The sequence below is a fragment of the Tabrizicola sp. genome (genome assembly GCF_051645465.1).
In the GTDB taxonomy this organism is placed as follows: domain Bacteria; phylum Pseudomonadota; class Alphaproteobacteria; order Rhodobacterales; family Rhodobacteraceae; genus Tabrizicola.
In genome coordinates, this window is sequence record NZ_JBOFBI010000167.1 from 1 (window position 1) to 18,385 (window position 18,385).

Annotated in this window: 16 protein-coding genes and 1 pseudogene; 14 read left to right on the top strand and 3 right to left on the bottom strand. The window is 66.4% G+C overall.

Annotated features, from left to right (window positions below; all coding sequences use genetic code 11):
• Positions 1 to 130 (top strand): annotated as a pseudogene (locus ACRCSW_RS10545) (IS30 family transposase); the annotation flags it as partial.
• A 165-nt stretch (positions 131 to 295) separates the two neighbouring features.
• Here ACRCSW_RS10545 and ACRCSW_RS10550 read toward each other — a convergent pair.
• Complete coding sequence (locus tag ACRCSW_RS10550) at positions 296 to 946, bottom strand: HAD family hydrolase (RefSeq protein WP_438704885.1); 651 nt, start codon at positions 944 to 946, stop codon at positions 296 to 298.
• A gap of 94 nt (positions 947 to 1,040) precedes the next feature.
• Between ACRCSW_RS10550 and glmU the strand changes: the two genes are divergently transcribed.
• The 5 genes from glmU to ACRCSW_RS10575 all read left to right on the top strand — a co-directional run bounded on the left by glmU (position 1,041) and on the right by ACRCSW_RS10575 (position 6,139).
• Positions 1,041 to 2,387 (top strand): bifunctional UDP-N-acetylglucosamine diphosphorylase/glucosamine-1-phosphate N-acetyltransferase GlmU, encoded by a 1,347-nt coding sequence (gene glmU, locus ACRCSW_RS10555; RefSeq protein WP_438704887.1) that lies wholly within the window; start codon positions 1,041 to 1,043, stop codon positions 2,385 to 2,387.
• Positions 2,388 to 4,205: a glutamine--fructose-6-phosphate transaminase (isomerizing) gene (glmS, locus tag ACRCSW_RS10560; protein ID WP_438704889.1), complete on the top strand. Its 1,818-nt coding sequence runs from the start codon at positions 2,388 to 2,390 to the stop codon at positions 4,203 to 4,205. It begins immediately after the preceding gene.
• Between the two features lie 128 nt (positions 4,206 to 4,333).
• Positions 4,334 to 4,867, top strand: a complete 534-nt coding sequence (locus tag ACRCSW_RS10565) for a DUF3833 family protein (RefSeq protein WP_438704891.1) — start codon at positions 4,334 to 4,336, stop codon at positions 4,865 to 4,867.
• A gap of 52 nt (positions 4,868 to 4,919) precedes the next feature.
• Entirely contained in the window at positions 4,920 to 5,468 is a 549-nt protein-coding gene (locus ACRCSW_RS10570) for a pyridoxamine 5'-phosphate oxidase family protein (protein WP_438704893.1), read from the top strand.
• Positions 5,465 to 6,139: a DNA alkylation repair protein gene (locus ACRCSW_RS10575; protein WP_438704894.1), complete on the top strand. Its 675-nt coding sequence runs from the start codon at positions 5,465 to 5,467 to the stop codon at positions 6,137 to 6,139. Before ACRCSW_RS10570 ends, ACRCSW_RS10575 begins: the two co-directional genes overlap by 4 nt.
• A gap of 77 nt (positions 6,140 to 6,216) precedes the next feature.
• On the opposite strand, the gene ACRCSW_RS10580 is transcribed toward ACRCSW_RS10575, so the two are convergent.
• Positions 6,217 to 8,052 (bottom strand): beta-N-acetylhexosaminidase, encoded by a 1,836-nt coding sequence (locus ACRCSW_RS10580; protein ID WP_438704895.1) that lies wholly within the window; start codon positions 8,050 to 8,052, stop codon positions 6,217 to 6,219.
• Complete coding sequence (locus tag ACRCSW_RS10585; RefSeq protein ID WP_438704897.1) at positions 8,049 to 8,807, bottom strand: GntR family transcriptional regulator; 759 nt, start codon at positions 8,805 to 8,807, stop codon at positions 8,049 to 8,051. Before ACRCSW_RS10585 ends, ACRCSW_RS10580 begins: the two co-directional genes overlap by 4 nt.
• Positions 8,808 to 9,043: 236 nt before the next feature.
• On the opposite strand from ACRCSW_RS10585, the gene ACRCSW_RS10590 reads away from it, so the two are divergent.
• The 8 genes from ACRCSW_RS10590 to ACRCSW_RS10625 all read left to right on the top strand — a co-directional run.
• On the top strand, positions 9,044 to 9,970 hold the full coding sequence (locus ACRCSW_RS10590; RefSeq protein WP_438704899.1) for a carbohydrate ABC transporter permease: 927 nt from the start codon (positions 9,044 to 9,046) through the stop codon (positions 9,968 to 9,970).
• 1 nt (position 9,971) lies between these two features.
• The gene (locus tag ACRCSW_RS10595) at positions 9,972 to 10,814 is read left to right on the top strand and encodes a carbohydrate ABC transporter permease (protein WP_438704900.1); all 843 of its coding nucleotides are present in this window, start codon (positions 9,972 to 9,974) and stop codon (positions 10,812 to 10,814) included.
• Positions 10,815 to 10,856: 42 nt separating this feature from the next.
• A complete protein-coding gene (locus tag ACRCSW_RS10600) occupies positions 10,857 to 12,065 on the top strand; it encodes an ABC transporter substrate-binding protein (protein ID WP_438704902.1) in 1,209 nt (402 codons plus the stop codon).
• 250 nt (positions 12,066 to 12,315) lie between these two features.
• The gene (locus ACRCSW_RS10605; RefSeq protein ID WP_438704904.1) at positions 12,316 to 13,413 is read left to right on the top strand and encodes an ABC transporter ATP-binding protein; all 1,098 of its coding nucleotides are present in this window, start codon (positions 12,316 to 12,318) and stop codon (positions 13,411 to 13,413) included.
• 12 nt (positions 13,414 to 13,425) lie between these two features.
• Positions 13,426 to 14,571, top strand: a complete 1,146-nt coding sequence (locus tag ACRCSW_RS10610; RefSeq protein WP_438704906.1) for a Gfo/Idh/MocA family protein — start codon at positions 13,426 to 13,428, stop codon at positions 14,569 to 14,571.
• Between the two features lie 238 nt (positions 14,572 to 14,809).
• Positions 14,810 to 15,817 carry an SIS domain-containing protein gene (locus ACRCSW_RS10615; protein ID WP_438704908.1) on the top strand — a complete coding sequence of 336 codons (1,008 nt, stop codon included), beginning with the start codon at positions 14,810 to 14,812 and terminating at the stop codon, positions 15,815 to 15,817.
• A gap of 870 nt (positions 15,818 to 16,687) precedes the next feature.
• On the top strand, positions 16,688 to 17,746 hold the full coding sequence (locus ACRCSW_RS10620) for an SIS domain-containing protein (protein WP_438704910.1): 1,059 nt from the start codon (positions 16,688 to 16,690) through the stop codon (positions 17,744 to 17,746).
• On the top strand, positions 17,743 to 18,385 hold a 643-nt coding region (locus ACRCSW_RS10625), incomplete at its 3' end, for an ROK family protein (RefSeq protein ID WP_438704912.1). The genes ACRCSW_RS10620 and ACRCSW_RS10625, both read left to right, overlap by 4 nt.

Here is an 18,385-nt window from a genome sequence, read left to right on the forward strand (position 1 = left end):
CGATCTATCTGTCCATTCACAGGCAAAACTCAGCGCAATTGCCAGACAGCTGAACGAACGACCACGCAAGACCTTGCAATATCAAACCCCAGCAGAGAGATTCGCAGAGTGTGTTGCGTCGATCAGTTGAACCCACCGCTCAAAGCGGCCGTCGAATTGACCCGCCAACAAAGCCTGCGACTGTATCTCCCGCTGCGGCTGCTTAGTGCGCAAAGGTGAAGATTTCACTAACGATCAAAACTAAACTGTTGATTTAGTTTGCATTCCAGCCAATGGGCACCGTGCCCATCTTCGACTATCGCCCTGCACCCAGCAGCCTGACCGCCAGTCCCGGCAAGTCCTCGAACCGGTCGAGAAGGGCGGCGGGCCGGAACCGGCTTACCCCCGCCCCCTCCGGCCCGAAGGTGACCAGCGCCACCGGCACCCCCGCCGCCACCCCGGTCTTCGCATCCGTCTCGGTATCGCCGACCAGCATCGACCGGCCCACCACCCCCCCGGCCCGCTCCACCGCCACGAGGTACGGCGCCGGGTCGGGCTTTCTGACCGGCATCGTATCGCCCCCGACCAGCGCCCCGAAAGCCTCCCTCACCCCGAGCTCGCGAAGGAGCTGATCCGCCAGCCCCTCCGGCTTGTTCGTACAGATCGACACCAGGAACCCGTCCCGCCGCAGCACCTCGACCGCGGCCATCGCGCCGGGATAAAGCCGGGTGTGGACGGCAATCGCCCCCCGATAGGCCTCTAGAAGCGCGGGATAAGCCGCATCCACATCGGCCTCGACCCCCAGCCGCCCGAACCCCAGCCGCAGCATCGCCCGGCCCCCGTGAAACGCCGTCAGAGCATCCCCCGGCCCCAGCACGGGCTCCGGCAGCACCGCATTCGCCGCCGCCAGAAGATCGGCCGAGGTGTCGGCCAAAGTTCCGTCCAGATCGAAGACTACACATCGCATTCCTGGCAATCCTGTAACGTGACGTGAGGCTTCGCCCCCTTGCCACCCCGCGCCACGGGGGTAAAACGGGCGCAACGATAAAGGAAGGGGCAGAATGCAGGTTTCAGTGATCGTGCTGGCAGCGGGTCAGGGCACACGGATGAATTCCGACCTGCCCAAGGTCCTCCATCACGTCGCCGCCGCGCCGCTTCTTCACCACGCGATGCGGGCCAGCGCCAGCTTGCAGCCCGACCGCACGATCGTCGTGGTCGGCCACGGCGCCGAGGGGGTGACCAAAGCCGCGCTGGACGAAAACCCCGACGCGCATATCGTGGTCCAGTCAGAACGGCTGGGCACCGGCCACGCCGTCCGGCAGGCCCTGCCCGCCCTCGAAGGCTTCTCGGGAAAGGTGATCGTCCTTTACGGCGACACCCCCTTCATCACGCCCGAGACGCTGGAGAAACTCGCTGTCTCTACCGCCGATGTCACCGTCCTAGGTTTCCACACCGACAGCCGCCCGCAACGCTACGGGCGCCTCGTCATGGAAGGCGACGCGCTCGTTCGGATCGTCGAATACAAGGACGCAACCGAGGCCGAACGCGCGATCACCCTGATCAACAGCGGCGTCGTCGCCTGCGACGCGGCCGTCCTGGCCGAGCTCGTCTCTGGCCTGACGAACACCAATGCGGCAGGCGAGTATTACCTGACCGACATCCCCGCCGCCGCCCGCAAGCGTGGCCTGACCGCCACCGCCGTGACCTGCCCCGAGGCCGAGACCCTTGGCATCGACACCCGCGCCAGTCTCGCCGAAGCCGAGGCCGCTTTCCAGTCCCGCGCCCGTGCGGACGCCCTGGAGAACGGTGTCACCCTGACCGCCCCCGAAACCGTGTTCTTCGCGCTCGACACCCATATCGGCCGCGACGCGGTGATCGGCCCGAACGTCCTTTTCGGTCCTGGCGTCACCGTGGAATCCGGCGCCGAGATCAAGGGCTTCTGCCACCTCGAAGGCTGCCACATCAGCCGGGGCGCCACGGTCGGCCCCTTCGCCAGGCTCCGCCCCGGTGCAGAGCTTGCCGAAGACGTGCATGTCGGCAACTTCGTCGAGATCAAGAACTCGATCCTCGATGAAGGCGTCAAGGTCGGCCACCTGACCTATATCGGCGACGCGGATGTGGGCGAGCATACCAACATCGGCGCGGGCACCGTCACCTGCAACTACGACGGGGTGATGAAGCACCGCACCACCATCGGCAAGCGCGTCTTCATCGGCTCGGACACGATGCTCGTCGCCCCTGTGACAGTGGGTGACGGGGCGCTGACGGGTAGCGGATCGGTCATTACCGAAGACGTCCCCGCCGAAGCGGTGGCCATCGGTCGAGCAAGGCAGGTCACGAAGCCCGGCCTTGCTACCAAGTTGTTTGAAAAGCTAAGGGCCATCAAGGCCGCGAAGAAAGGCGCATAGATGTGCGGAATTGTTGGAGTTCTTGGCAATCACGAAGCCGCCCCGCTATTGGTCGAGGCCCTTAAGCGTCTTGAATACCGCGGCTATGACTCGGCGGGCATCGCCACGGTCAACGCCGGAAAGCTCGATCGCCGCCGTGCGGTTGGCAAGCTTGTCAACCTCTCCGACCTTCTGGTCCACGAACCTCTCGCAGGCAAAGCCGGCATCGGCCACACCCGCTGGGCCACGCATGGTGCCGCCACCGTGAAGAACGCCCACCCCCACCGCGCGGGCGGGGTTGCCGTGGTCCACAACGGCATCATCGAGAACTTCCGCGAGCTTCGTGCGGACCTCGCCGCCGACGGCTACGCCCAGGAGTCCGAGACCGACACCGAAACCGTCGCCCTTCTGGCCCGGCGCGAGATGGACCGGGGCGCCACGCCCGTCGAGGCCGCCCGCACCACCCTCAAACGCCTCCACGGCGCGTTTGCACTTTGCTTCCTGTTCGACGGCCAGGACGACCTGATGATCGCCGCCCGCAAGGGCTCGCCCCTGGCCATCGGCTGGGGCGATGGTGAGATGTTCGTAGGCTCGGATGCCATCGCCCTTGCCCCGATGACCGACCGGATCACCTATCTAGAGGAAGGCGACTGGGCCGTCGTCACACGAGCTGGCGCCGAGATCTTCGACGCCGAAGACCGCCGCGCCAACCGCTCTGAAACCCGCATCCAGATCGACGCCACCCGCATCGAAAAGGCGGGCTACAAGCACTTCATGGCCAAGGAAATCGCCGAACAGCCCGGGGTCATCGCCGATGCGCTGAAGCACTACACCACGCTCGAGGGCGGGCTCGATCTGCCCAAGGGGGTCGATTTCAAAGGCATCGCCCGCATCACCCTTGTCGCCTGCGGCACCGCCTCTTACGCCTGCCACATCGCCAAATACTGGTTCGAGCAGATCGCGGGCCTGCCTGCAGACATCGATATCGCCTCGGAATTCCGGTACCGCGATCCGGTCCTCTCCCCCGCCTCGATGGCCGTCTTCGTCAGCCAATCAGGCGAAACTGCCGACACTCTGGCCGCACTTCGCTATGCGGAAGGCAAGGTCGCGAAGATCGTATCGGTAGTGAACGTCCCCACCTCCTCGATCGCCCGCGAAAGCGACCTGGCACTTCCGATCCACGCGGGGGTCGAGGTCGGCGTCGCGTCGACCAAAGCCTTCACCTGCCAGCTGACCGTGCTCGCGCTCATGGCGCTGAAGGCGGCAAGCGACCGGGGGCGGATCGATCCCGCGACCCTGAAGTCCCGGCTTGACGCCTTGCGCGCGCTACCAGGCTTCATGAACGCCGCACTGTCCCTGTCCGACCCCATCGCCAGCATCGCCGAAGACCTCGCCAAGGCGCAGGACATCCTGTTCCTCGGGCGCGGATCGATGTTTCCGCTAGCCCTTGAGGGTGCGCTTAAGCTGAAGGAAATCAGCTATATCCACGCCGAAGGTTATGCATCAGGTGAACTGAAGCACGGCCCCATCGCGCTGATCGACGCGGCCGTTCCGGTGATCGTCCTTGCCCCGAAGGACGCGCTTTTCGACAAGACAGTGTCGAACATGCAAGAGGTCATGGCCCGGCACGGCAAGGTGCTCCTGCTGTCCGACGCGGGCGGCATCGAGGCGGCTGGTCAGGGGACGTGGAAGACCCTGACCCTGCCCACGGTCGAGCCGCTCTGGGCGCCGATCCTTTATGCCATCCCGGCACAGCTTCTGGCCTACCATACCGCCATCGCGAAGGGCACGGATGTGGACCAGCCGCGTAACCTGGCGAAGTCGGTGACGGTGGAATAGGGCGCGACCGCCGGGCGAGGGCCAAATCTTTTCGAAAAGATTTGCAAATTCCTTCGAAGGAATTTGGCCCGGCGTCCCGCTGATCCACTCCGGCCCCGGCCCCGTATCCACTTTAAACGGAGCCAGCGATGCAGCGCAGAACCCTCCTTCTCGGCTTGGCCGCACTTCCCCTTTCCGCCTGCGCGTCGACCCCGGCTCTACCGCCTCGGGCCGGTCCGCCAATCACCCTCGTCTCCGCGTTCCAGGGCCGCACCACCGGTAGCGGCCACTTCCGCGTCTGGCTGACCGGAGACGAGCGCCGCTTTACCGCCCGCCTCAACGGCACCGTCACAGGCCGCGAAGGTGCCCGGACGCTGACCGTGGTCGAGGATTTCAACTATGACGATGGTCAGAAAGACCGCCTGACCTGGGTCTTCCGCGAGCAAGGCCCAGGCCGCTGGACCGGCAAGCGCGAAGATACGGTGGGCGAAGCGACCGTGATCGAGGAGAACGGCCTGATCCGCCTGATCTACACCGCCGATTTCCGGTCCCCCTCAGGCGTCACCCGGCTTGGCTTCGAGGATATTCTCTACGGCCTGCCCGATGGCACCGTGGTCAACGACGCAGTTGTCAGCCGCGCGGGCTTTGCCGTCGCCTCGGTCCGCTTCGTGATCCGCCGCTGACTTGCCCTGACCCGCCCGCGCTGGCACTCTCCCCGCCTGCAAGGAGACCGCCATGGGCAAGCGTTACGATCAGCTGCAACCCGACCAGATCGCCTTCATCGGCGAGCAGCACCTGTTCTTCACGGCCACCGCAGCCCCGGGTGCGAGAGTAAACCTCTCGCCCAAGGGCATGGATTCGCTGCGTATTCTCTCTCCCAACCGCATCCTTTGGCTGAACCTCACCGGCTCGGGCAATGAGACCGCTGCGCATCTGCAGCTTGACCCCCGCATGACGCTGATGTGGTGCAGTTTCACCACCCGCCCCCTGATCCTGCGCACCTATGGCACTGCCCGCGCCGTCCACCATGGCGATCCGGACTGGGCCACCCTTGCGTCCGAGCTTCCCGATCAACCCGGTGCCCGGCAGATCGTCGACATGACGATCGACCTTGTCCAAAGCTCCTGCGGCTTCGCCGTCCCCTTCATGGATTTCCGCGACGAGCGCCCGGTCCTGAAGACCTGGGCCGAAGGCAAGGGGCCGGACGGCCTCCGCGCCTACTGGGACGAGAAGAACCGCCAGACCATCGACGGCCTTCCCACCGGGATCGAGGCCAACCTGTGACCCCGCTTGAGGAGCTTCAGGCCCGCGCCAACCCGGTGAAAGCCGCCGAAGTGGCGGTCTATCACAAGGCCCAGCGCCCCTATCTTGGCATCACGGTTCCCGAGGTAACCGCACTTGCCAATCAGTGGCGCGCCGAGCGGAGCCTGGAGGAACGTGTCGCCTTGGCCTCCGAGCTTTGGGAGACCAACATCCACGAAGCCCGCGTCGCCGCGGCGAAGCTTCTGACGCAAGCCCGGATCCGCCCGGACGACGCCGTCTGGGCGCTGATCCAGTCCTGGGTGCCCCAGTTCGACGCCTGGGCCATCGCTGACCACGCAAGCAACGCGGGTGAACGCCGCCTGCTGGCCGACCCAACGAGGATCGACACGGTAGAGGCCTGGGTGCGAAGCCCCCACATGTGGACCCGCCGCGCCGCCTTGGTGATGACGCTGCCCTGGACAAAGCAGAATTTCCCGAAACCTCAGGACCTTGCGATCCGCGCCCGCGTGCTTGGCTGGTGTGCCGATCTTGCCGATGACCGCGACTGGTTCGTCCAGAAAGCCATCGCCTGGTGGGTACGCGACCTGTCAAATCACGACGCCGAAGCCGCGCGGGCTTTCCTCGACCAGCATGGGTCGCGCCTGAAACCCTTTGCCAGAAAGGAAGCGGCCCGGCATCTTCCGATGACCTGATCCTCCTCGTTCGACTTCGTCTCCTCGTCGGCGGGCGTCCCGCGAGGAGTGCATGAAATGCATCGACGAGCAGCCCGTCAGAAGAGCCGATACCGTCGCCAGCCGATGCGGTCGAAAAGCGGCCCATAGCACCCTGCCAAAGCCCGCAGCGCCGTGCCATCCGTCCGGCCCGCAGGCTCCCAGCCCTTGGTCGCGATGCCCAGGATGCGCGGGGCGATCATCCCCTCCGCCTGCCAGTCTTCCGTGGTGAACTCGCCCCAGAAGCAGGCCTCGACCCCCGCGATCCGGGGGGCGATGTCTTTGGCGCCTGTGGGCACCGGATCCCAATCCACGGTCTTTTCCAAAGGCACAAAACCCGCCCAGGCCGCGCCCCAGTCATCAAGGTCGTCGCTGTGCGCCAGATCGAAATAGGTATGCTGCGCCGGGCACATAACCACGTCATGCCCCCGCCGTGCGGCCTCAATCCCCGGTCCCTGCCCGGTCCAGCTGAAAAGCAGCGCCCCATTGCCGATACCCCCCTGCACGCCCTTGGCCGCCTCTTCCCAGGCGGCAGTCCGCACTCCCACGTCGCCCAAAGCGCCCGCAAGCCTGGCCAGCATCCAGCCCTGCACATCGTCCGAAGTCGCCAGCCCCTCCCGCGCTTTCAGCGCCGCGACCGCAGGCGAGCCGTCCCAGGCCCCATGCGGCGCCTCGTCGGCCCCGAGATGCACCATCCCGAACGGGAACATGCCCGCGACTTCCCGCGCCAGGGGCAGGAGCAAATCCCAAGTCCCCGCCTGCGCCGGGTTGACGATGTTGTCGAGATACCCCTGGACCGACACCTCCTCACCATTGTCGCCGGGGTCGCGGAGGCCAGGGATTGCCTTGACCATCGCATGGGAATGGGCGGGCACCTCGATCTCCGGTAGCACTTCGATCCGCAACGCCTTCGCCCGCGCCAGCACTCGCGCGACGTCGGCCTTGGAATAGCTCCCCCCGGCCCGGATACCACCGCCGAAGACGCCCGGCACGAGCTCGCCCTCGCCCCGGAACGCCGTCCGCTGCCAGAGGAGCGGCTGGCAGTCGACCTCCAGCCGGAATGCCTCGTCATCCGAAAGATGCCAGTGGAAGCGGTTGAGCTTCAGCAGCGCCATCACATCAAGAAGCCGCAGGATAAAGTCCACCCCGAAGAAATGCCGAGCGCTATCAAGATGCTGCCCGCGCCAGCCGAAGCGGGGGGCATCGGTGATTGTCCCGCACGGAAGCTCTCCGCCACAGGTCTCGCGCAACGTCAGAAGCGTGATCGCGGCATAGTGCAGGCCCGCCGGCGCCCCGACGACGACCGACAACCCGGCGGGTGCAATCTTCAGCCGGTAACCCTCAACCCCAAGCTCCGCGTCCTCGCTGATCTCCAGCGGCACTCCACCCGGCGCGACCAACGGCGCAAGGCCCAGACGTTCCGCCAGATCGGCCGCCCCCTCCAGCCCAGCAACGGGAGCAAGCGCCGAAAACGCCAGCACCCCGCCCGCAGGCCGCCAGTCCTTCGGCTGAGGCACCAACGGCAACCGGTCTGCCCCGAGCGCAGGCGCAGGCACGCCCTCCCATTCCCGCAGACCAAGATCATTGCCCGGCGGCAGCGGGAAACACTCCCGCCCGACCCGAAGATAGGCCCCAAGCGGCAGCCAGGCCCGGTTGCGCGGGAAGTACCGGGGATTGGCATGTTCCAGGACCAGCTCATGCACCACGCCCGCCGCGAGGTCAGGCAAAGCCACCTCGGCATAGCCCGCGACCCGCCGCACCAGCGTGCCGCCAGACACTACCTTCGGCGCGGCCATCAGCGAGAAGCAGAAGGTCGGCGCCGGCAAAGCCCGATCAGAGCCGATCTCGCAGCGGATCTGTTTCCCGTCGATCCAGGCCCGGAAGGTCAGCGTCATGCGTCCAGCCTAAGTTCGGCGATGAAGTCGTAGATGTCGCTGCGGTAAAGCCCCCGGGTGAACTCGATCGGTCGGCCCGAGGGCACATAGGCCGTCCGGTCGATCCTGAGGACCGCCGCCCCCTCGGCCAGCATCAAAAGCCGCGCATCCGCCCCGGTCAGGTTCACCGCCGTGATCCGCTGCACCGCCCGCGTCGGCGCCGTGCCCGCCGCGCGCAGGACGTCGTAGAGCGAGGTCTCCACCGCCTCCGGATCGGGCAGCACGTCGGTCGGCAGCGATGACCATTCCAGCGCCAGCGGAGTGTCATCGGCAAACCGCAGCCGCTCCACCCGCGCCACCCGCTCGCCCGCCGAGAGGCCGAGGGCGATCTGTTCGTCCGGGTTCGGCAGGAACAGCCCCCGCCGCAGGATGCGGCTGGACGAGGTCTTGCCGCGCTGGCGCATGTAGTCGGTGAACGACAGAAGCGACGACAGCGACTGTTCGATCTTCGCCCTTGCGGGCCGAACAAAAGTGCCTGCCCCGCGCCGCTGCTCCAGCACCCCGTCCTCGACCAGCTGGCTGACCGCTTTGCGCACCGTCACCCGGCTGACATCGGCAATCAGCGCCAGCTCTCGTTCGGGTGGCAGCTGTGTCTCGGGAGGGAGCTCCCCCGCCCCGATCGCGGCAGCGAGGTGGCGGTAAAGCTGCTCGTACCGCGGCCCGCGGCTTGCGCGGTACCACGCATCAGGGCGGAACAGAACCTGATCATCGTCCATCGGCAGCCCACGATTGGTATTATATTGATAGAACCAATTTCATCTAAGAACGTAAGATGCAACGCCTTCCGACCGGAAAACAAGCAGAAACTAACCGAAGATCCCACTCTACTGCCATATTGGTATTATCATGGTAGCTATCGCAAACTTTTTTGGTATCGTCACCACAACAAGACGATTCGACCCGCCCGCCGCTGCCACCGGCCCCAGGTCGAACACCGCCAAGGGGGAACCGCATGACGCTGGTCGCCGAGACCGCCGCTCCGCAACGGATGCAGCGCCGCGAGCTCAGCGAACGTGCGTTTGCCTGGCTCCTGATCTCGCCCGCCCTGCTCTTCATCCTCGTGATCGTCGTCTGGCCCCTGGCCGAAACGATCCGCCTCTCGTTCACCGATGCCACGCTCGGCGGGGAAAACTGGGTGGGCCTGACGAACTACACCGCCCTCTTCGGCGATCCGAAATTCTGGCAGACCGTGGGCCGCACTTTCTACTGGATGGTGCTGGCAGTGTCGCTGAAGCTGGTCATGGGCCTGATCGGCGCCACCCTTCTGAACGCGGCCGTCCCCGGCAAGGCGCTTTTCCGCGTCCTGGTGATGCCGCCCTGGGTGATCCCGATCGCCATCGGCGTCATCGGCTGGAAATGGATGTACAACGGCTATTTCGGCCTCATCTCCGGCCTTCTGCAGGAATTCGGGCTGGTTCAGGACCGCGTCGCGCTTCTCGCCACCAAGACCTCGGCCTTCTACTCGGCAGTCGTCACGGACGTCTGGGTCGGCACGCCGATGGTCACGCTCTTCTTCCTCGCCGCGATGCAGGGCGTCTCCCGCGACCTCTATGAAGCCGCCTGGGTCGACGGCGCAGGCCGCTGGTACCGCTTCCGCCGGATCACCATTCCGCAGATCATGCCGGTGATCGTGTCCATGGCGCTCCTCTCGGCGATCTGGACCTTCAACAGCTTCGAGATCATCTGGATCCTCACTGAAGGCGGCCCACGTGGCGCCACCACCACCCTCATCATCGACACCTACAAGGTCGCGATCTCGTCCCAGCGCTTCGGCGAAGGCGCGGCTCGGGCGGTCGTGATCGTGGTCCTCCTCGCGGCCTTCTCGCTCTTCTACCTCTGGTTCCTGAACCGGGTGAACCGGCATTACGGGGCGAAGTGACATGATCGACAAGCTCTCGCTCCTCCAGAAGATCGGCGTCTACATCGCCACTTTCCTGTTCCTCCTCTTCATCCTGATGCCGTTCATCGAGATGATCCGCGTCAGCCTGCGCCCCATGAGCCACCTGATGACCGCCGACTTCACCTGGTGGTCCGAGGATTTCAGCCTGCAGGCCTACCGCGACATGTGGGTGACCGTGCCGCTTCTGGGCCGCTACATCTTCAACTCGATCTTCATCGCCACGTCGGTGACCGTCATCACCATGATCGTGGTGATCCCCGCCGCCTACGCCTATGCGCGGCTGGAGTTTCCGTTCAAGTCGCTCTCGCTTGGCGGGTTCCTCGCGGTGAACATGTTCACCGGGGCGGTCCTTCTGATCCCGCTCTACAAGGCGCTCCGGACGCTTTCGATGCTCAACACCTACTGGGCGATGATCATCCCCGGTATTGCCTTCCTGATCCCGACGGGCATCTGGCTCCTGCGCTCCTACCTTGAAAAGATCCCGCGTGAACTGGAAGAGGCGGCTTACGTCGACGGCGCCTCGCGGCTTTACACCCTTCGCCGCGTCGTGCTGCCGCTGGCCGTGCCGGGCCTGATCGTCGTCGGCACCGCCGTCTTCATCGGCGCCTATGCGCAGCAGTTCCTCTTTGCCTTCACCTTCAACAACGTCCGCGAGTTTCATCCCCTGCCCGCCGGCCTCTACGGGTTCATCGGCTATCAGGACACGACCTGGAACGAGATGATGGCCGCTGCCCTCACCGGCATCACGCCCGTGATGCTCGTGTTCCTGTTCCTGCAGAAATACCTCATCGCCGGGCTGACCGCCGGTGCCGTGAAAGAATGACCAGAACCACCAACAATAAAATCCAACCAAGGGAGAATACGAATGACCCACTTCAAGACCCTGACGGTCGCTGCCGGCCTGATGGCTGGCACGGCCCTGACTGCCCAGGCGCAAGAGCTGCACTTCATCATGTGCGGCGGCGAGGTCCGCGAGGCTGACCAGAAGGTGATCGATGCCTTCCAGGCCGAAAACGCGGGTGTCACCGTAAAGATGGAGGCAGTCGAATGGGGCACCTGCCAGGACAAGTCAAAGCAGCTTGCCGCCGCCGGTGACCCGCCGGACGTCGCCTACATGGGCAGCCGCACTCTGCGCCAGCTGGCCAACAACGACCTGATCATTCCCGTCACCTTCACGCCGGAAGAAGAGGCAGCCTACCAGCCGGGCGTTCTGAAGACCGTCAGCCATGGCGGCCAGTACTGGGGCATCCCGCACGCCTTCTCGACCAAGGCGCTTTACATCAACTGTGCGGTGGTTGAGGCAGCGGGGGCCGAGTGCAAGGCGCCCGCCACCTGGGCTGACCTTATCGCGCTGGCGAAGACCGTGACCGACAACACCGACGCCGCAGGCATCGGCATTGCCGGCAAGGATTTCGACAACACGATGCACATGTTCCTCGACTTCCTCTATTCCAACGGCGGCGCGGTCTATGACGCCGAAGGCAAGCCCGCGCTCGACAGCGCGCAGACCCGCGAAACGCTCCAGCTCTACGCGGATCTTCTGCCCTACATGCAGTCCGGCCCCACCGAATGGGAACGCGACCAGATGAAGGACCTCTTCAACGACGGCCAGATCGCGATGTATGTCTCCGGCCCCTGGGGCAAGGGCCAGCATGCCGAAAAGGTGCCGACCCAGCTCGTAGCACCTATCCCGGCAGGCCCCTCCGGCCCCTCAGGCACGATCCTGATCACCGACTCGCTCGCCGTCTTCAAGGGCACCGGGAACGAAGAGCTCGCGATCAAGCTCGCCAAGGCCCTGACCTCGGGTGCCGCGCAGTATGACCTCGACAGCACCTGGGGCCTGACGCCGATCCTGCAGTACGAAAAGCTCGGCATCGCCGACCCCTACTACACCAAGGACAGCTGGCCGATCTTCGTTGCAGGTATCTCGACCGGCGGCCCCGAGCCGATGGTCGAAGACTTCAAGGCCCTGCAGAATGTCTTCACCAACATGATCCAGGGCATCATGCTCGGCGAAGGCACCGTCGACGAACTGGTCACCCAGGCCGGTGTCGAGCTGACCGCCGTCCGCTGATCCATGAGTGGGCGCGGTCCGCCGCGCCCTCACCCCGCTTGAACCAGAGCAGTCGCCCATGAACGGAATTCTTCCCCGACAGATGCCAACAAGCGCCTCCCCTCCCCCCTTGTGGGGAGGGGTTGGGGGTGGGGGGGCACCCTGGAATGGTTCAAAAGCCCCCCTCCCCGGCCCTCCCCACAAGGGGGAGGGAGGGCGCATCCGGCCGATGTGCCTCATGTGACCCCCCTACTCATCAACGGACCCACCCATGGCCACGCTAGACCTGCAGTCCATCTCGAAATCCTTCGGCCCCGCCGAGGTGCTGACCGGCATCGACCTGGCGATCCATGACAAGGAGTTCGTGGTCTTCGTCGGCCCGTCCGGCTGCGGCAAGTCCACGCTTCTGCGCATAATCGCGGGGCTGGAGGCCGCAACCCAAGGCCGCATCCTGATCGACGGCGTCGATGTCTCCGCCGCAGCCCCCGTCGACCGCGGCATCGCCATGGTCTTCCAAAGCTACGCGCTCTATCCCCATCTCTCGGTCTTCGAAAACATCGCCTTCCCCCTCCGCGTCGCCCGCCTGCCCGAGGCCGAGGTCAAGGCAAAGGTCGGCCGCGCCGCCGACATCCTGCAGCTGACCGACAAACTGCCCCTGAAACCCGGCCAGCTCTCCGGCGGCCAGCGCCAGCGTGTTGCCATCGGCCGCTCGATCGTGCGGAACCCCAAGGTCTTCCTCTTCGACGAACCGCTCTCGAACCTGGACGCCGCCCTCCGTGGCGAGATGCGGGTCGAGCTTTCCGCCCTCCAGCGCCAGCTCGACGCGACGATGGTCTACGTCACCCACGACCAGATCGAGGCGATGACCATGGCCCAACGGATCGTCGTCCTGAACAAGGGCCGGATCGAACAGTTCGGCACACCGATGGAGCTTTACCACCACCCCGCCACCAAATTCGTCGCCACGTTCATCGGCCAGCCCAACATGAACCTCCTCCCCGCCACCGTCACCGGCCTCGGGCCCGACGGCGTGACCGTCGAGTTCCACGGCGGCGCGCAGATGACGATCCCGGTCGATACGTCAGGTGCCAGGAAAGGCGACCGCGTCGATGTCGGCGTAAGGCCGGAAAACCTGCGGCTCGGCCAGGGCCTGACCATGCGGCTCCGTGTCCTGGAACGCCTCGGCGGCACCGCCATCGCCTATGGCCAGATGGAGGACGGCCTGAAGCTCTGCGCCGCACTTCCGGGCGATACGGCGGTGCATGAGGGCGAGGAGGTAGCCCTCACTTTCACCCCAGCCGATGCCCATGTCTTTGACCAAACCGGCCGCGTGATGCGGCGACGGCAAGCCCCCGCGCTCGCCGCCTGATCGAAGGAGACCATGATGCGGATCGTCACCTCAGGCATCGGCCTGCGGGCTGGCCATGTTCTGTCCACGCTGAAGGCCGAGATGCCCGAGGCAAAGGTCGTGGGCTACTACGACCCCCAGCCCACGCATCTCGAGATGATCGGAACCGACACCCCCCGCTATCCATCGGTGGAGGCGATGCTGTCAGACGCAAAGCCCGACCTCTACTGCGTCTTTTCCCCCAACGTCTTCCACCTCGACCAGATCCGCCTGGGGCTCGAGGCCGGGGTGCAAGTCTTCACAGAAAAGCCGGTCGTCGTCTCGATCGACGAAACCCTCGAACTCGCCCGCCTTCTGGCGCTTCACGGCGGCACCAACCGCGCCATGGTCGGCCTCGTCCTGCGCTACTCGCAACACATGACCGACCTCCGCGCCGCGATGGCCCAAGGCTGGCTCGGCGAGATCACCAGCCTTGAGGCCAACGAACACATCGCCCCCTACCACGGCGCCTTCTTCATGCGCGACTGGCGGCGGAAGACCGGCCTCGCCGGCGGCTTCATGCTTGAAAAGTGCTGCCACGACCTCGACATCTACAACATGGTCACCGGCTCCCGCCCTTCCCGCGTCGCCAGCTTCGGCGGCCGCAAAAGCTTCGTCCCGGCGAACGCCCCAAAGTCGAATGCCGAGACGGAAATCTTCCACAAAAAGAAATCCGTCTGGGAATCCACCGACGATCCCTTCAACTCCGACGGCGACATCATCGACTTCCAGACCGCGATCCTGGAATACGAAACCGGCGCCAGCCTCGCCTCCCACACCAACCTCAACGTCCCCGACGAACACCGCCGCTTCTGTGTGATCGGCACCCATGGCATGGCCGAGGGCGACTTCGTCCGCGGCTTCCTGAAGGTCACCGCCCGCGACGGCCGCCGCCTCGCCGACCACGACTACACCCAGGGGACCGCGATGAAAGGCTCCCACTACGGTGCCGACCAGCTCATGTGCCGCGACATCACCGCCTACCTCCGGGCCGAAACCGACACCCTCCCCGTCTCGATCCTCGACGCGATGGAGGCCGGCATCGCCGCCATCGCCCTCGATCAGGCGCGCACCACCGGCCAGGTCGTCGACCTCACCGACACCTGGGCGAAACTCGACGCCCATGGGTTGCGCAAATGACCGCTCCGTCCGTCTCCTGCCCCAACGGGGCGAGACTGGGGGCCACCGCCAGCCTTGCCATCGCCCCCGGGTGCAACCAACGCTCCCGGACCGACCGGATGACCCCGCAGATGCCCGATCCCGACAACAGCCAAAGGCGCCTCCCCTCCCCCCCGTGGGCAGGGGCCGGGGGTGAGGGGCACCCTCCTCGGCCCGACTGGCGCCGGTTCGGGCTTATCTCCGCCACCCGGGCCCGAAGATGACCGAGCTTCCCCCCGACGCAGGCCGCCACATGGCGCGCGAGATCGCCGAGGCCCCGGCGGTCTTCGCGGCCTCCGTCGCGCAGACGGTCACCCTGCCCGACCTCACCGGCCTCCGGGCGATCTACACCATCGCCCGCGGCTCGTCCGATGCCGCCGCGAACGTCCTTTCCTACGAGATCATGCGCGAGACCGGCCTCCCCGTCACCTCACTCCCCCCGTCCGTCTTCTCCCTCGGCCATGGCGTCCGCCTCACCGACACCGCCATCCTTGTCGTCTCGCAGTCCGGCGCCTCCGACGACCTCGTCCGCTCCGCCAAAGGCGCCCGCAAGGCCGGGGCCATGGTCATCGCCCTGACCAATGCGCCGACAAGCCCTGTCGAAGCGGCCGCCAACATCACCCTCCGCATCGGCGCGGGCCCCGAGCTTGCCGTCCCCGCCACCAAGTCCGTCGTAGGCGCCATCGCGGGCGGCATGGCGTTCCTCTCGGCTCTTGTCCCCGCCTACGCCCCCCACGCCTCCGCATCGGCCCGCGCCATAGAACGGCTCCAGGGCAAAAGCCTCCCCCAGACCCGCGCCATCCTCTCGGCCCTCCTCCGCGCCTCACATGTCTACGTCATCGGCCGCGACACCGGCTTCGGCGCCGCCCAGGAGCTTGCCCTCAAACTCAAGGAATGCTGCGCCCTTCACGCCGAGGCCTATTCCTCCTCCGAGGTCCTCCACGGCCCCCTCCAGCTGGTCACCAACCCCCTCCTGATCCTGATCCTCGACACCGAACAGCCGCAGGTTCAGGACAGCCTCGACACCGCCGAAACCCGCTTCCGCGCCGCCGGCGGCACTGTCTTCCGCCTCCGCGCCTCAGACGCCGGTGCCACCGCCCTCACCCCCGCCGCTGCCGCCGCAGCGCTCCTTTGCCTCACCTACCCCCTCGCGCTCCAGACCGCCCTCGCCCTCGGCCACGACCCCGACCGCCCCGAGACCCTTTCCAAAGTGACCCAGACAAGATGACCGGCATCAACCAAAGCCCCTGCACCTGCTCTTTTGCCAAATACTCTCTGGGGGTTTGGGGGGCGAAGCGCCCCCAATGCCCGAGCCGGTTGCGCGTTCTTCACGCGCAGAGGCGAGACAAAAGGCTCGCGCGGAACGCGCTCAATATGAAAACCGCCCCCACCATCGCCAACGCCCCTACTCCGGCGCCAACGCCCGCCACAAGCGCCTCCCTCCCCCTCGTGGGGAGGGCCGGGTTGGGGGGCGCCCGATCCACCACAGAAGCGACGACAAAAGAATGACCGACCTTGCCCGCCACGCCACCACACGCGAAATCGAAGGCCAGCCCGACATCTGGCAGGACTGCCGCCCGCCTTTCATCTTTGCCCGAATATCCCCCGCGCGGCGCGCCCTCGACCCGAGCCGGCCCGCGCGTTCTTCACGCGCAGAGGCGAGACAAAGAGTCTTCGCGCGGAACGCGCTCGATATGAAAACCGCCCCCACCATCGCCAACGTCCGTACTCCTTCGCCAACGCCCGCCGCGGGCGCCTCCCTCCCCCTCGTGGGGAGGGCCGGGGTGGGGGGCGTCCGATCCACCACACGAGAAATCGAAGGCCAGCCCGACATCTGGCGGGACTGCCGCCCGCCTTTCATCTTTGCCCGAATATCCCCCACGCGGCGCGCCCTTGACCCGAGCCGGCCCGCGCGTTCTTCACGCGCAGAGACGAAACAAAGCGTCTTCGCGCGGAACGCGCTCGATATGACAACCGTCCCAACCCTCGCCAACGTCCGTATTCCCGCGCCAACGCCCGCCCCAGGCGCCTCCCTCCCCCTCGTGGGGAGGGCCGGGGTGGGGGGCACCCGATCCACCACACAAGCGACGACAGAAGAATGACCGACCTTGCCCGCCACGCCACCTGGCGCGAAATCGAAGGCCAGCCCGATATCTGGCGGGACTGGGGCGCAAGCCTCCCCGTTGCCGACCTCCGCCAATGGGTCGCCGCCACCGAAGCCACCGAGATCTGGTTCTGCGGCGCCGGCACCTCCGCCTACATCGGCGACATCCTCGCGGCGGGGCTCGAGGGCCAGCCCGGCCCCCGCTTCCGCGCAATCCCCACCACCGACATCGTCGCCCGCCCCCACGCCTACCTGAAAGGCGCACCGAAACTGATCGTCAGCTTCGGCCGCTCCGGCAACTCGACCGAATCCATCGGCCTTCTCGACGCTCTCGACGCCCTCGCCCCCGCCTGGCCCCGCCTCACCATCACCTGCAACGCCCAGTCGGCCCTCGCCACCCGTCCCGGAGCAAAAGTCATCACGCTCCCCGAAGCCACCCACGACCAAGGCTTCGCGATGACCTCCAGCTTCTCGACCATGCTCCTCACCGCCGCCGCCATCTTCGACCATTCCCTCGTGCCTGCCGACACCCCCGCCCGCTTCGCCCGCCTCGCGGACGACCTCGCCACCCTCCTCCCGACCTTCAGGGCCGAGGCCCATGCCGCCCGCTGCCCGACCCGCGCCGTCTTCACCGGCTCCGGCCCCCTCGCCTTCGCCGCCCGCGAAGCCGCGCTGAAGGTGATGGAGCTCTCCGCCGGCCAGATCCCCGCCCTCTGGGACACAACCCTCGGCTTCCGCCACGGCCCCAAAAGCTTCGTGCGCGAGGTAACCGACCTCTGGATCTTCCGCTCCGCCAACCCCCACACCCGCGCCTACGACGACGACCTCATCGCCGAACTCCGCACCCAGTTCCCCGGAAGCCAAGTCACCGCCCCCGACATCCCCCAACCTTACGGAGACCTCTGGTCCGCCCCCCTCTACGTGGCCCTAGCCCAGACACTCGCCGTCCACTGGTCCGACGCCCTTGGCCTGAACGTCGACGACCCCTTCGCGGGCCAGGGCACCCTCAGCCGCGTCGTCCAGGGCGTCCGGCTCCACCCGGTAACACCATGATCATCGCAGGCGGCATCGACCTCGGCGGCACCAAGATCGAAGCGCAGCTCTTCGACGAGGACTGGCGCCTCACCACCCGCCACCGCTGGCCCACCCCACCCGACTACCCCGCCCTCGTCCAGGCGATGGCGCAGGCAATCCACTGGTGTGAAACCCATGCCAAGCCCCTCCCCATCGGCATCTCCGCCGCGGGTCTCGTGAACCCCGCCACCGGCCTTGCCCTCACCTCGAACCTCCCGGCCACCGGCCACCCCTTCCCCGCCGACATCGCCACCGCCGCAGGCCGCCCGACCGCGTGGATCAACGACTGCCGTGCCCTCACCCTGTCCGAAGCCACCCTCGGCGCCGCCAAAGGCGCCGACCCTGCCGTCGGCCTCATCCTCGGCACCGGCGTCGCCGGGGGTGTCGTCACCAAAGGTGCGCTCCTGCCCTCTCCCGCCCAGGTCGGCGGCGAGTTCGGCCATTTCCCCCTCGCCGCCGCCCCGATGCAAACCCACGGTCTCCCCATCCTGAAATGCGGCTGCGGCCGCACGGGCTGCACCGAGACCTACCTCTCCGCCCCCGGCCTTGCCCGCATCACCTCCCTTGTCAGCGGCCAGGTCCACACGCCGGAAGCGATCGTCGCAGGCCGCTCGACCA

Coding starts and splice junctions, on each gene's coding strand:
- ACRCSW_RS10550 (WP_438704885.1), bottom strand. CDS start 946: ATGCGATGTGTAGTCTTCGATCTGGACGGAACTTTGGCCGACACCTCG.
- glmU (WP_438704887.1), top strand. CDS start 1,041: ATGCAGGTTTCAGTGATCGTGCTGGCAGCGGGTCAGGGCACACGGATG.
- glmS (WP_438704889.1), top strand. CDS start 2,388: ATGTGCGGAATTGTTGGAGTTCTTGGCAATCACGAAGCCGCCCCGCTA.
- ACRCSW_RS10565 (WP_438704891.1), top strand. CDS start 4,334: ATGCAGCGCAGAACCCTCCTTCTCGGCTTGGCCGCACTTCCCCTTTCC.
- ACRCSW_RS10570 (WP_438704893.1), top strand. CDS start 4,920: ATGGGCAAGCGTTACGATCAGCTGCAACCCGACCAGATCGCCTTCATC.
- ACRCSW_RS10580 (WP_438704895.1), bottom strand. CDS start 8,052: ATGACGCTGACCTTCCGGGCCTGGATCGACGGGAAACAGATCCGCTGC.
- ACRCSW_RS10585 (WP_438704897.1), bottom strand. CDS start 8,807: ATGGACGATGATCAGGTTCTGTTCCGCCCTGATGCGTGGTACCGCGCA.
- ACRCSW_RS10590 (WP_438704899.1), top strand. CDS start 9,044: ATGACGCTGGTCGCCGAGACCGCCGCTCCGCAACGGATGCAGCGCCGC.
- ACRCSW_RS10595 (WP_438704900.1), top strand. CDS start 9,972: ATGATCGACAAGCTCTCGCTCCTCCAGAAGATCGGCGTCTACATCGCC.
- ACRCSW_RS10600 (WP_438704902.1), top strand. CDS start 10,857: ATGACCCACTTCAAGACCCTGACGGTCGCTGCCGGCCTGATGGCTGGC.
- ACRCSW_RS10605 (WP_438704904.1), top strand. CDS start 12,316: ATGGCCACGCTAGACCTGCAGTCCATCTCGAAATCCTTCGGCCCCGCC.
- ACRCSW_RS10610 (WP_438704906.1), top strand. CDS start 13,426: ATGATGCGGATCGTCACCTCAGGCATCGGCCTGCGGGCTGGCCATGTT.
- ACRCSW_RS10615 (WP_438704908.1), top strand. CDS start 14,810: ATGACCGAGCTTCCCCCCGACGCAGGCCGCCACATGGCGCGCGAGATC.
- ACRCSW_RS10620 (WP_438704910.1), top strand. CDS start 16,688: ATGACCGACCTTGCCCGCCACGCCACCTGGCGCGAAATCGAAGGCCAG.